Annotated in this window: 12 protein-coding genes; 4 read left to right on the forward strand and 8 right to left on the reverse strand. The window is 71.5% G+C overall.

Going from position 1 to position 11,815, the window contains the following annotated elements:
* Positions 1–28 precede the first annotated feature (28 nt).
* Positions 29–994 carry a hydrogen peroxide-inducible genes activator gene (locus ACWCXC_RS35990; RefSeq protein WP_450683619.1) on the reverse strand — a complete coding sequence of 322 codons (966 nt, stop codon included), beginning with the start codon at positions 992–994 and terminating at the stop codon, positions 29–31.
* A gap of 132 nt (positions 995–1,126) precedes the next feature.
* Between ACWCXC_RS35990 and ACWCXC_RS35995 the strand changes: the two genes are divergently transcribed.
* Together ACWCXC_RS35995 and ACWCXC_RS36000 are read left to right on the forward strand one after the other, a co-directional pair.
* Positions 1,127–1,681 carry a peroxiredoxin gene (locus ACWCXC_RS35995; protein ID WP_450683620.1) on the forward strand — a complete coding sequence of 185 codons (555 nt, stop codon included), beginning with the start codon at positions 1,127–1,129 and terminating at the stop codon, positions 1,679–1,681.
* Positions 1,682–1,693: 12 nt separating this feature from the next.
* Positions 1,694–2,227, forward strand: a complete 534-nt coding sequence (locus ACWCXC_RS36000; RefSeq protein WP_450683621.1) for an alkyl hydroperoxide reductase — start codon at positions 1,694–1,696, stop codon at positions 2,225–2,227.
* 77 nt (positions 2,228–2,304) lie between these two features.
* Here the strand turns inward: ACWCXC_RS36000 and ACWCXC_RS36005 are convergent, their stop codons facing one another.
* From ACWCXC_RS36005 to ACWCXC_RS36020, 4 genes are all read right to left on the reverse strand, one after another.
* A complete protein-coding gene (locus tag ACWCXC_RS36005) occupies positions 2,305–3,702 on the reverse strand; it encodes an AI-2E family transporter (protein WP_450685869.1) in 1,398 nt (465 codons plus the stop codon).
* Between the two features lie 131 nt (positions 3,703–3,833).
* Positions 3,834–4,535, reverse strand: a complete 702-nt coding sequence (locus ACWCXC_RS36010; RefSeq protein WP_450685870.1) for an aggregation-promoting factor C-terminal-like domain-containing protein — start codon at positions 4,533–4,535, stop codon at positions 3,834–3,836.
* Between the two features lie 389 nt (positions 4,536–4,924).
* Positions 4,925–6,247 carry a PhoH family protein gene (locus tag ACWCXC_RS36015; protein WP_450685871.1) on the reverse strand — a complete coding sequence of 441 codons (1,323 nt, stop codon included), beginning with the start codon at positions 6,245–6,247 and terminating at the stop codon, positions 4,925–4,927.
* A 293-nt stretch (positions 6,248–6,540) separates the two neighbouring features.
* On the reverse strand, positions 6,541–7,302 hold the full coding sequence (locus ACWCXC_RS36020) for an isoprenyl transferase (protein WP_450685872.1): 762 nt from the start codon (positions 7,300–7,302) through the stop codon (positions 6,541–6,543).
* Positions 7,303–7,495: 193 nt separating this feature from the next.
* Here ACWCXC_RS36020 and mgrA point away from each other — a divergent pair, with 193 nt between their 5' ends.
* Positions 7,496–8,536: an L-glyceraldehyde 3-phosphate reductase gene (mgrA, locus tag ACWCXC_RS36025; RefSeq protein ID WP_450891689.1), complete on the forward strand. Its 1,041-nt coding sequence runs from the start codon at positions 7,496–7,498 to the stop codon at positions 8,534–8,536.
* Between the two features lie 274 nt (positions 8,537–8,810).
* On the opposite strand, the gene ACWCXC_RS36030 is transcribed toward mgrA, so the two are convergent.
* The 3 genes from ACWCXC_RS36030 to ACWCXC_RS36040 form a co-directional block, all read right to left on the reverse strand.
* Positions 8,811–9,269 (reverse strand): hypothetical protein, encoded by a 459-nt coding sequence (locus ACWCXC_RS36030; RefSeq protein ID WP_450685874.1) that lies wholly within the window; start codon positions 9,267–9,269, stop codon positions 8,811–8,813.
* A 102-nt stretch (positions 9,270–9,371) separates the two neighbouring features.
* A complete protein-coding gene (locus ACWCXC_RS36035) occupies positions 9,372–10,175 on the reverse strand; it encodes a class I SAM-dependent methyltransferase (protein ID WP_450891690.1) in 804 nt (267 codons plus the stop codon).
* Positions 10,176–10,238: 63 nt separating this feature from the next.
* Positions 10,239–11,117: a prepilin peptidase gene (locus tag ACWCXC_RS36040; RefSeq protein WP_450891691.1), complete on the reverse strand. Its 879-nt coding sequence runs from the start codon at positions 11,115–11,117 to the stop codon at positions 10,239–10,241.
* A 97-nt stretch (positions 11,118–11,214) separates the two neighbouring features.
* On the opposite strand from ACWCXC_RS36040, the gene ACWCXC_RS36045 reads away from it, so the two are divergent.
* Positions 11,215–11,586 (forward strand): DUF192 domain-containing protein, encoded by a 372-nt coding sequence (locus tag ACWCXC_RS36045; RefSeq protein WP_450891692.1) that lies wholly within the window; start codon positions 11,215–11,217, stop codon positions 11,584–11,586.
* Positions 11,587–11,815: the final 229 nt, after the last annotated feature.

Genomic DNA, 11,815 nt, shown 5'->3' on the forward strand with positions numbered 1-11,815 from the left:
CGGCGCGACGGCCGGCCGGAGCCTCGCTTCAGCTCCGGCCGGCCGTCGCCACGCGGACCGGCAGGGCCGTCATCGCCTCGCGGAGCGCCGCGGCGAACTCCTCGAACTCCTCGTGTCGGGCGGTCCCGGTCCGCATCCCCAGCGCCACCCGCCGCGCGGGCGCCGGGTCCGCGAAGTACGCGGTGGCCAGCGCCTCGTTGCGGCCGGTCTCCACGGTCACGGCGGTGCGCGGCAGCAGGGTCACCCCGAGTCCGCCGGCCACCAGCTGCACCAGCGTGGAGAGCCCGGCGGCGGTCGTGGTGACCGGGGTGCCCTCGGTGCGTCCGGCCTCGCGGCAGATGTCGAGCGCCTGGTCGCGCAGGCAGTGCCCCTCGTCGAGCAGCAGCAGCGGCAGCTCCCGCAGGGCCTCGCGCGGGATGTCCTGCCGGCCGCCGAGCCAGTGGTCGCGCTCCATGACCAGCACGAAGTCCTCGTCGAAGAGCGGGATCTCGGTGACGCCCGGCGCGCCGAGCGGGACGGCGAGCAGCAGCAGGTCGAGCCGCCCGGCGGCCAGTCCCTCCAGCAGCGAGGCGGTCTGCTCCTCGTGCACCTGGAGGTCGAGGTCCGGGTAGCGCTCGTGGACCAGGCGCAGCACGGTGGGGAGCAGATACGGGGCGACGGTGGGGATGACCCCGAGCCGGAGCACCCCGGTGAAGGGCGCCCGGACCGCCTCGGCCTCCTCCATCAGCTCGCCGACGCAGGCCAGCACGGCCCGCGCCCGGACCGCGAGCCGCTCGCCGGCCGGCGAGAGCAGCACCTTGCGCGTCGTACGCTCGATGAGCTGGACACCCAGTGCCTCCTCCAGTGCGGAGACGGCGCCGGAGAGCGCGGGCTGACTCATCCCGATCGATGCCGCCGCGTCCCGGAAGTGCAGATGTTCCGCCACGGCCGCGAAGGCGCGCAGCTGCGAGAGGCTGGGTTGTTTGGGCCGGTTGCCCGGTATGGACTGGGCCACTGATAGGCACCTCCGATCATCACGACCGAGTGTAGCTATTTCCGCGATCAATGCACTCTGTGCCAAGGTGGAGACCGTCCAACCCTCAGGAAGTCCCCCAAAAAGGGTCTTCCTACGCTGCAAGGAGTGCGCGTGCTCACTGTCGGTGACAAGTTCCCCGAGTTCGACCTGACCGCCTGTGTCTCGCTGGAGAGCGGCAAGGAATTCGAGCAGATCAACCACAAGACCTACGAGGGTCAGTGGAAGGTCGTCTTCGCCTGGCCGAAGGACTTCACCTTCGTGTGCCCCACCGAGATCGCCGCGTTCGGCAAGCTGAACGACGAGTTCGCCGACCGTGACGCGCAGATCCTCGGCTTCTCCGGTGACTCCGAGTTCGTGCACCACGCCTGGCGCAAGGACCACCCGGACCTGACCGACCTGCCCTTCCCGATGATGGCCGACTCCAAGCACGAGCTGATGCGCGACCTCGGCATCGAGGGCGCGGACGGCTTCGCGCAGCGCGCCGTCTTCATCGTCGACCCGAACAACGAGATCCAGTTCACGATGGTGACCGCCGGTTCCGTGGGCCGTAACCCCAAGGAGGTCCTGCGGGTCCTCGACGCCCTGCAGACCGACGAGCTGTGCCCGTGCAACTGGACCAAGGGCGAGAACACCCTCGACCCGGTCGCGCTCCTCGCGGGCGAGTGAGCTGATCCGACCATGGCTCTCGACGCACTCAAGTCCGCCATACCGGACTTCGCCAAGGACCTGAAACTCAACCTGGGCTCCGTCATCGGCAACAGCGAACTGCCGCAGCAGCAGCTCTGGGGCACCGTCCTGGCCTGCGCGATCGCCTCGCGCTCGCCGAAGGTGCTCCAGGAGCTGGAGCCGGAGGCGAAGGCCAACCTCTCCGCGGAGGCGTACACCGCCGCGAAGTCGGCCGCCGCCATCATGGCCATGAACAACGTGTTCTACCGGACCCGGCACCTGCTGTCGGACCCGGAGTACGGCAACCTCCGCGCCGGGCTGCGGATGAACGTGATCGGCAAGCCGGGCGTGGAGAAGGTCGACTTCGAGCTGTGGTCGCTCGCCGTCTCCGCGATCAACGGCTGCGGCCAGTGCCTGGACTCGCACGAGCAGGTGCTCCGCAAGGCCGGCGTGGACCGCGAGACCGTCCAGGAGGCCGTCAAGATCGCCGCGGTGATCCAGGCGGTGGGCGTGACCCTCGACGCCGAGGGCGTGCTCGCCGAGTAGGACCCGCACACCGGCGAAGGGCCCCGGCCGTCCCCCTGGATTCCAGGGGGACGGCCGGGGCCCTTCCGCGTCTGCGGTCAGCGTGCCTTCGGCGGTTGCGCCGCGGGCTCCTCGTCGCTGCCGTCGTCGATGTCCTCGGGCGGTGAGCCGGGCGCCGGGGTGGGGGCCGTGTCCAGGGCCGTGGCGCCGTGCGGCGGCGGCGAGTTGCGCAGCGCCTCCTCCTGCCCGTACGCCCGCAGATAGCCGACGACGGTGTTGGTGACGGCGACCAGCGGGACGGCGACGACCGCGCCGCCGATGCCGGCGATCATGCCGCCGGCGGCGACCGAGAGCACCACGGCCAGCGGGTGCACCCGCACCGCGCGTCCCAGGATGAACGGCTGGAGGATGTGGCCCTCGATCTGCTGCACCGCGAGGACCACCACGAGCACCATCAGGGCCGTGAAGACGCCCTCGGTGACGAGCGCGACGACCACCGCGAGCGCCCCGGACACCACCGCCCCGACGAGCGGGATGAAGGCGAACAGGAAGATGAACACGGCCAGCGGCACGGCCATCGGCACATTGAGGAAGTAGATCCCCAGCCCGATGAAGATCGCGTCGATCAGCGCGACTATGACGGTCCCCCGCACATAGGCGGTGAGGGTCCGCCAGGCGCGCGGTCCGGCCCCGGCGACGCCCGGCCGGGCCTGGGCGGGCACCAGCCTGAGCACCCAGTGCCAGATGCGCTTGCCGTCGTACAACAGGAAGAGCGTGGAGAACATCGCCAGGAGCATCCCGGTGAGCAGCTCCACCATGACGGTGACGCCCTGGAGCCCGGCGGAGGTGATCGCCTCGGTGTTGGTGCCGATGGTGTCGCTCAGGTTCTTGGCGATGTTGTTGATCTGTTTGTCGGTCACATGGAACGGGCTGTCCAGCAGCCAGTTCTTCAGATCGTCGATCCCCGTCGTCACCTTGTCCGAGAGGGTGTCGATGTTGTCCATGACCTGCCAGACCACGAACCAGCCGACCAGGCCCATGATGACGAAGCCCAGGACCGCGGTGACGGCGGTGGCCAGGCCGCGCGGCAGACCGTAGCGTCTGAGCCGGGCGACGGTCGGCTGGAGCATCGCGGTGACGAGCAGCGCGGCGACGAAGGCCAGCACCACCAGTTGCACCGCGCTGATGACCCGCATCAGCACCCAGAGCGTGCCGGCGAGGACCAGCAGCCGCCAGCCCGCCTCGGCCGCGACGCGCATGCCCCAGGGAATGGCGGCGACCGGATCCGGGCGGGCGGTGACGGCGGGGGCGTACGCGGGCGGCGCCGGCACGGTGCCGGTGACGGCGGCGGCGTCCTTCGCGGGCGGCGGGACGGGATCGGACAGTCCGCCGGACGGGGGCATGTCCTCCTCGGCGGCCCGCCGTTCCTCCAGGCGCTCCCCCAGTCTGGTGAGTTCCTCGCCCAGTTGTCCGAGCCACCCCGGCAGTTTCGACATTCGGTTCCTCTACCCCCGTCCGCTCTCCCCACCGCTCCACAAGAACGGCTCCCCGACCGTACACGCGCGAAGCCCCTCACCGAAGGACGGTGAGGGGCTTCGCGAGGTTGAGACCGGAACCTCTCGGGTTCCTAGTACCAGTGGTTGGCCTGCCAGAAGGACCAGGCACCGCACGGGCTGCCGTAGCGGCTGTCCATGTAGTTCAGGCCCCACTTGATCTGGGTGGCCGGGTTGGTCTGCCAGTCGGCACCGGCGGACGCCATCTTCGAGCCCGGCAGCGCCTGGACGAGGCCGTAGGCACCGGAGGACGGGTTGCTCGCCCGGTAGTTCCAGCTCGACTCGTGGTTCACGATGTTGCTGAAGCACTGGAACTGGTCGCCGGGGATCATCTGGCGGGCCATCGCCTGGACTTCGGCCACGGTGTACGAGCCCTGGGTGGCGAACGCGGAGGCGCTGCGGACCGCGGACCGGCTGGCGCGCGCGGCGTCCTCCTTGGCCTTCCGGTCCTTCTCCAGCTTCTCCTCGGCCGCCGCCTTCTTGGACTTGGCGTCCTTGGCGGCCTGCACGCGGGCGGATTCCTCGGCGGACTTCTTCGCCGCCGCGTCGGCCGCGGACGCCTGGGCGTCGGCCTGCTGCGTCAGGGAAGCGGTCTGCACCTGGGCCTGCTGGCCCGCGGGGATGTCTGCGAGCAGCGTGGTGTCGGCTGCGGTCGCCTCGAAGTTGTTGTCATCGGCAGCGGGAGTGCTGCCCGACGCAACGCCGACGACGGCGCCTACGGTGGTGACCGCGGTGGCGGATGCCACGGCGAACCCCCGGACCGAAATCCGGCTCACACGGTGTCCTTCCAGCATCGCCCGCTTAGGTGACCTCGCGGGCGCAATCGTGCCCCTGGCACTGGCCTCCCTACTGCTTGGGTCACGGGAGGCACGGGCCCGGTGGGCGACTCCCCGGAGGGAGCGCCGCGTGGTGCTCGCGGGCGGCATACGGACGGCGATTGTTGAGTTGTGTGGTGCGTGGCGCCTGTGAAGGTGCCGGTGTGCCGTATGCGGGGCCTGACGGAAGCAAGACTCTGCCGGAACGTCCCGCCGCGAAGCAATTCTCTCTTGCGTGTGAAAGCTCACACCTCGTTTGGCGCACGTGAATCGAGGAAAAGGTGCCGCAACACGTGGCCGCCCGGCTAGGCTCTTCGGCCCGCCGGGCGGCTCAACGTGCGCAAGGCGTATTAGATCTGGACGTCCTCCAGCATTTCGGTCACCAGTGCGGCGATACGGGAGCGCTCCGAACGCGTGAGCGTCACATGGGCGAAGAGCGGATGCCCCTTCAGCTTCTCGACGACGGCCACCACGCCGTCGTAGCGGCCGACCCGGAGGTTGTCCCGCTGGGCGACGTCATGGGTGAGCACCACCCGCGAATTCGCCCCGATCCGGGACAACACGGTCAGCAGGACGTTCCGTTCGAGGGACTGGGCCTCGTCCACGATCACGAACGCGTCGTGCAGGGACCGGCCCCGGATGTGAGTGAGCGGCAGAACCTCCAGCATGCCGCGCCCCAGCACCTCCTCGATCACCTCGCGGCCGGACACCGCCGAGAGCGTGTCGAAGACCGCCTGGGCCCAGGGGCTCATCTTCTCGGCCTCGCTGCCCGGGAGATAGCCGAGCTCCTGCCCGCCCACCGCGTACAGCGGCCGGAAGACCATCACCTTCTTGTGCTGGCCGCGCTCCAGCACCGCCTCCAGGCCGGCGCAGAGCGCCAGCGCGGACTTCCCGGTGCCGGCCCGGCCGCCGAGCGAGACGATGCCGACCTCCGGGTCCAGCAGGAGGTCCAGGGCGATGCGCTGCTCTGCGCTGCGGCCGTGGATGCCGAAGGCCTCCCGGTCGCCGCGGACGAGCCGGACGTTGCCCTCCGCCGTGACCCGGCCGAGCGCCTTGCCCCGTTCGGACTGGAGGACCAGTCCGGTGTGGACGGGCAGTTCGGCCGCCTCGGGGACGTACAGCGTCTCCTCGGAGAAGAGCAGGTCCACCTGCTCAGCGCCGAGGGTGAGTTCGGACATGCCCGTCCAGCCGGAATCGGTGACGGCCAGTTCGGCCCGGTACTCCTCGGCGAGCAGGCCGACGGAGGACGCCTTGATGCGCAGGGGCAGGTCCTTGGAGACGACCGTGACGTCGTACCCCTCGGCCTGGAGGTTGCGTGCGACGGCGAGGATCCGTGCGTCGTTGTCCCCCAACCGGTAGCCGGCGGGAAGGACGCCGGGATCGGAGTGGTTGAGCTCGACACGGAGCGTCCCGCCCAGGTCCCCCAGGGGGATCGGGGCGTCCAGCCGGCCGTACCGGACCCGGAGGTCGTCCAGCAGGCGCAGGGCCTGGCGGGCGAAGTACCCGAGTTCGGGGTGGTGCCGTTTGGCCTCCAGCTCCGTGACCACGACGATCGGGAGCACGACCTCGTGCTCGTCGAAGCGGGTCAGGGCGTTGGGGTCGGCCAGCAGGACGCTGGTGTCGAGAACGTAGGTGCGCCGGTCGGGCATGCGGCGCTTTGTGCTGGTCACCACGGAAGGACGTACCCCCTCGGAAGAGGTTGGGGTGCGACGGCGTCGCGGAGCATCCCAAAAGGAGAGGACGGACCGGGCTCCGGCCACCTTGCGCGGGCCGAGCGCCGGCCCTCCGCGTCAGCCGCACTGTATGTACGGTCCTTCGTGTGCAAAGGGCCTCCCGGGCGAGCGGACTGGGAGCCGCTCACTTGGACACGACGTCCGCCTGGTTGGCGACCGGACGTCGACCTGTCTGGGGTATGCCCTCGAACGCGCCGCCCCATGCCGATCGGGCCACGTCCGGACGAAGAGGTTCAGCCGCCGTAACGGCGGTGGCGGGCGGCGTAGTCGCGCAGCGCCCGCAGGAAGTCGACCCGGCGGAACGCCGGCCAGAAGACCTCGCAGAAGTAGTACTCGGAGTGCGCGCTCTGCCAGAGCATGAAGCCGGAGAGGCGCTGTTCGCCGCTGGTGCGGATCACCAGGTCGGGGTCGGGCTGGCCCCGGGTGTAGAGGTGCTCGGAGATCAGGTCGGTGGAGACGATCTCGGCCAGGTCCTCGAACGAGGTGCCCTTCTCGGAGTGCTCCAGGAGCAGGGAGCGCACGGCGTCCGCGATCTCCTGGCGGCCGCCGTAGCCCACGGCGACGTTCACCAGTATTCCGTCGACCCCCAGGGTGGCCTGTTCGGCCTCCTTGAGGACGGTCTGGGTGTGCGCGGGCAGCAGGTCGAGGGTGCCGACGTGGTGGACGCGCCAGCGGCCGTCGGCGACCAGGTCGCGCACGGTGTTCTCGATGATGCCGAGGAGGGGGATCAGCTCCGACTCGGGCCGGTCGAAGTTGTCCGTGGAGAGCATCCACAGCGTGACGACCTCGACGTCGGTCTCGCTGCACCAGCCGAGCAGTTCCTTGATCTTGTCCGCGCCGGCCTGGTGGCCCTGCGCGGTCGTGCCCCCGGACGCCTTCGCCCAGCGCCGGTTCCCGTCGAGGATGACTCCGATGTGCTTGGGCACCTGGGCGTGGTCGAGGCGGGCCTCCACCCGGCGCGCGTAGAGCCCGTACACCAGGTCGCGCAAGTTCACTGAGTCCACCTCTCGGTTCCGTGCGGGGCCGCCCGCCCCTGTGCCCCGGGCTGCCCCCTGGGGATCGGATCGCCGCACCGGAAGGGGGCCGTCGCCCCGCCGTGCCGTGGCAGTCCCGAAGCCGCCACATTACTGCTCGGGCCCCGCACCGGCCCAACCCGGCCTGTCACAAGTCCGTGATAAGGAGGGAAACGTGACTGATTCCTCCTCCCCCTACGTGGCCGCCGGCAGCCGGTACGACTCCATGGAGTACCGCCGCACCGGCCGCAGCGGCCTCAAGCTCCCCGCGGTCTCCCTCGGCCTCTGGCACAACTTCGGCGACGACCGCACGCTGGACTCGCAGCGCGCCATCCTGCGCCGCGCCTTCGACCTCGGTGTGACCCACTTCGACCTGGCCAACAACTACGGGCCGCCGCCCGGCTCCGCCGAGCTCAACTTCGGGAAGATCTTCGCCCAGGACTTCGCCCCCTACCGGGACGAGCTGATCGTCTCGACCAAAGCGGGCTACGAGATGCACCCCGGCCCCTACGGCGAGTGGGGCTCCCGGAAGTACCTGCTCTCCTCGCTCGACGCCTCGCTGCGGCGCACGGGCCTGGAGTACGTCGACATCTTCTACTCCCACCGCTTCGACCCGGACACCCCGCTGGAGGAGACGATGGGGGCACTGGCCTCCGCCGTGCAGCAGGGCAAGGCGCTGTACGCGGGGGTGTCCTCGTACACCTCCGCGCAGACCGCCGAGGCGGCCCGGCTGCTGAAGGAGATGGGGGTGCCGGCCCTGATCCACCAGCCGTCCTACTCGATGATCAACCGCTGGACCGAGGACGACGGGCTGCTGGACACCCTGGAGGCGGCCGGCATGGGCTGCATCTCCTTCGTGCCGCTCGCGCAGGGGCTGCTGACGGGGAAGTACCTGAAGGGCATCCCGGAGGGTTCGCGGGCCACCCAGGGCAAGTCCCTGGACCCGGACCTGCTCTCGGACGAGGTGGTGCGCCGGCTGAACGGGCTGAACGACATCGCCGCCCGCCGCGGCCAGTCGCTGGCCCAGCTGGCGCTCAACTGGGTGCTGCGCGACCCGCGCATGACGTCGGCTCTGATCGGGGCGTCGAGCGTGGCGCAGCTGGAGGAGAACGTCGCGGCGCTGTCCGGGCCGGAGCTGTCCGCCGACGAACTGAGGGAGATCGACACCTTCGCCGTGGACACCGAGGGAACCAACATCTGGGCCGGGCGGGGTTAGGGCACAAAAAACGGGCCGGTCCGTGGGGGGGGTTACGGACCGGCCCGAGGGGGGGTTTCCACCATAACCCTTCGTAAGTGATGCTGCGTGCCACGACGCGAAATAATTACTCTCCGAATGTGCGGAACTGCGCTGCGGACACAGAATCCGGCCTTCCGCACCGTTCTGAACTGCACGGACGTCCCCGGGCGCCGTATTGACGCCCGATCGGCTCCCAGGACGTACACAGGATGTGCACATTCCGCGCGGCGCCGGGTGCGGCGGGCGTCCGGGGTCAGTGCGTGGCGGGTGCGCCCCGGTGGCCCCGGGTGAAGCGGAGGGAGACCGTGTCGCCGCCGGTCACCACGAACCGGCCGCCCTCGCAGTGGATGACGGCCTCCTGGACCGCGCCCCACGCGTCCGCGCGCTCCTCGGTGCGCAGCACGGTCCATCCGCCGTCGGGCGGCCGGGGCAGCGAGGCCATCGGGGCGTACGCCCACTGCGCGGCGGGCACGCACCAGCCGGGCAGGTCGGGCCAGGCGCCCGCGCCGATGTGCAGACTGCCGTCCGAGGCGCAGGTCAGCAGCACGGACTGGCCGTCGGAGAGCAGGAAGGCGACCGCCTCGGGCTCGCCCATGGGGCCTTCGGGGCGGTAGAGGACGCCGAGCACGCCGACGATCCTGGCCCCCGCGAGCCATTCGGAGCCGCCCTGCCTCGCGCCGCGTCCCGCGCCCCCGCCGTTGCCGTCCGTCATCGCGCGCTCCCTCCCCTGGTGACCAGGGTGCCACTCTTCGGCGCCCGGGGAGGGGGCGCCCGCTCACTCGGTGGCGCCGGTTCTCCCGGGGCCGCCGGGCCGTCACGGGTGGCGGGCCTCGATGAGGAAGCGGGTGGTGTGGGCGACGAACGGCCCCTCGGTCTCGATGCGGTGGTGCAGGGCCTCCAGCCGGTCGCGGTAGGCGTCGACGGTGAAGCCGGGGACCATCCAGATCACCTTGCGCAGGAAGTAGACGACGGCGCCGATGTCGAGGAACTCGGTGCGCAGCCGTTCCAGCCGCAGATCGACGACGTCGAGCCCGGCGGCCTCGGCGGCGGCGCGGGCGGCTTCCGGGTCGCGCCGGCCCCGTACCTCGGGCGGCTGCGGGCCGAGGAAGAACTCGACGAGTTCGAAGACGCTGGCCGGGCCGACCTGCTGGGAGAAGTACGTGCCGCCGGGGGCCAGGACGCGGGCGATCTCGGTCCACCAGGTGGTGACCGGGTGGCGGCTGACCACGAGGTCGAAGGCGTCGTCGCCGAAGGGCAGCGGGGGTTCGTCCGCGTCCGCGACGACGACGGCTCCGCGCGGGTGCAGCAGGGCGGTGGCGCGGGCGACGTTGGGCGGCCAGCCCTCGGTGGCGACGGTCAGCGGGGCCAGCTTCGGCGCGGAGGCCAGCACCTCGCCGCCCCCGGTCTGGATGTCGAGCGCGGCGTGCGCCCGGCCGAGGCGTTCGGCCATGGCGCGGGCGTACCCCCAGGAGGGGCGCTCCTCGGTGGCCCGCCCGTCGAGCCAGGAGAAGTCCCACGCCGCCACGGAGACGGCGTCGGCCTCGGCGACCAGGGCGTCGAAGCGTTCCCGCTCGGCGGGTGTCAGAACGGTCCGTGCGGTGCGGGGGGTGTCGGTCATACGGCGCATCGTCGCAGCCGGGCGCGGACACCCGCGACCGCGTTTCGCGGCGGCCCCGGCGTGTCAGGCGGCGAGTGCGCCGAAGAGCAGACCGAGCAGCGCGCCCGCGATCATGAACGGGCCGAACGGGATGCCCGTCTTGCGCCCGGCGCGCCGCATGATCACGAGCACCAGCCCGTACAGCGCGCCGAACAGGAACCCGGCGAACCCCCCGGCGAACACGACCGCCCAGCCGTACCAGCCGAGCACGACGCCCAGCGAGAGGGCGAGCTTGACGTCCCCGAAGCCCATGCCGTTCGGGTTGATGAGGAAGAGGACGAAGTAGAAGGCGCCGAGGGCGGCCCCGCCGAGGAGCGCGGAGAGCCAGCTGCCCGCGTGCTCGGGCAGCAGCGCGGCGGCCCCCAGGAGGACGGCGGCGGCGCCCGCCGCCGACAGGGTCAGCTGGTCGGGCAGCCGGTGGACGCGGCGGTCGATGGACGCCAGGAGGACGCCGACGGGCGCGAGCAGCAGCCAGACGACGAGTTCGGGGCGGGTCCCGGTGGCCGCGGCGAGGGCGGCGCAGCCGAGGGCGGTGACGACGGGGGCGAGGAGGCGCGGGGCGTAGCGGCCGTCGCGGCGGGGGGCCGCGGACGGCGCCCCGTCCTTGTCCCCGGCGGTCGCCTCGGCATCGGCGCCGGCGTCGCGCGGTGCGGCGGCGGCGGGTTCGGGCGCGGCCGTCCCGGCGGTGGTGCGTACGGAGACGGCCGCTCCCACCTCGGCGCAGGTGGCGCAGCGGGTGGAGCCCAGCCAGCCCCCGGCGGGCCCGGTGAGGGCGTGGCCGGCGGGGCAGGTGTCCCGCCGTGGCTCCTCCGGTTCGACGGAGAACCGGTAGGCGGCGCGCGGGACCAGCAGTCCGGTCGCGGCCCCCCAGAGGGCGGCGACCCCGATCAGGATGGCGTACACGTCATCGACCCTAGGGCGCGTGCGGAGACGGGTCATGGGCCCTGGGGCCCACTGCGGGCGGTTACGGGCCCAGAGGCCGTCACGTGGCGCTACCGTCATGGCCATGGCTCGATGGCGCAATGGAACAGGAACGCTGACGATCACGGACGGGGACCGGGAGACGGAGGTGCCGCTGCGGATCGCGGCCTCGTACCGGCACCGCGCCCGGGGGCTGCTCGGGCAGGACGGGGTGGACGGGGCCCTGCTGATCACCCCGTGCGGGAGCGTGCACTCCTTCCGCATGCGGTTCACGATCGATGTGGCCTATCTGGACCGGAAGTTCACCGTGCTCGCGGTGCACACGATGAAGCCCGGCCGGCTGGGGCTCCCCCGGCTGCGGGCCCGGCACGTGATCGAGTCGGAGGCCGGGGCGATGGCCACGTGGGGGCTGCGCCCCGGTGCGCGGGTGCGGATCGACCGGCACGTCTGAACGGGCGCCCCGCACGGGCCCGATGGGCGGGGCTCAGGGTTGGGGCCCTGGGCCCAAGACGTCGCGCCCTTTGCCCCGTAGGGTCGAAACCATGCCATTCATGGGGGAGTTGCGTCGTCGGGTGCGGCGGGGTATGCCGCGTACGAGTGTGCGGTTGCCGGGTGCGCGGCTGCGGGGGCGGCGGGACCGGGGGCAGGGTGCTCTGGAGTACGTCGGTCTGACGCTGGTC

It is taken from the genome of Streptomyces sp. NPDC001515, assembly GCF_053597115.1.

Excerpts from the sequence above, each read along its gene's own strand:
- ACWCXC_RS36000 (WP_450683621.1), top strand. The coding sequence starts at position 1,694 with ATGGCTCTCGACGCACTCAAGTCCGCCATACCGGACTTCGCCAAGGAC.
- ACWCXC_RS36005 (WP_450685869.1), bottom strand. The coding sequence starts at position 3,702 with ATGTCGAAACTGCCGGGGTGGCTCGGACAACTGGGCGAGGAACTCACC.
- ACWCXC_RS36030 (WP_450685874.1), bottom strand. The coding sequence starts at position 9,269 with ATGACGGACGGCAACGGCGGGGGCGCGGGACGCGGCGCGAGGCAGGGC.
- ACWCXC_RS36035 (WP_450891690.1), bottom strand. The coding sequence starts at position 10,175 with ATGACCGACACCCCCCGCACCGCACGGACCGTTCTGACACCCGCCGAG.
- ACWCXC_RS36045 (WP_450891692.1), top strand. The coding sequence starts at position 11,215 with ATGGCCATGGCTCGATGGCGCAATGGAACAGGAACGCTGACGATCACG.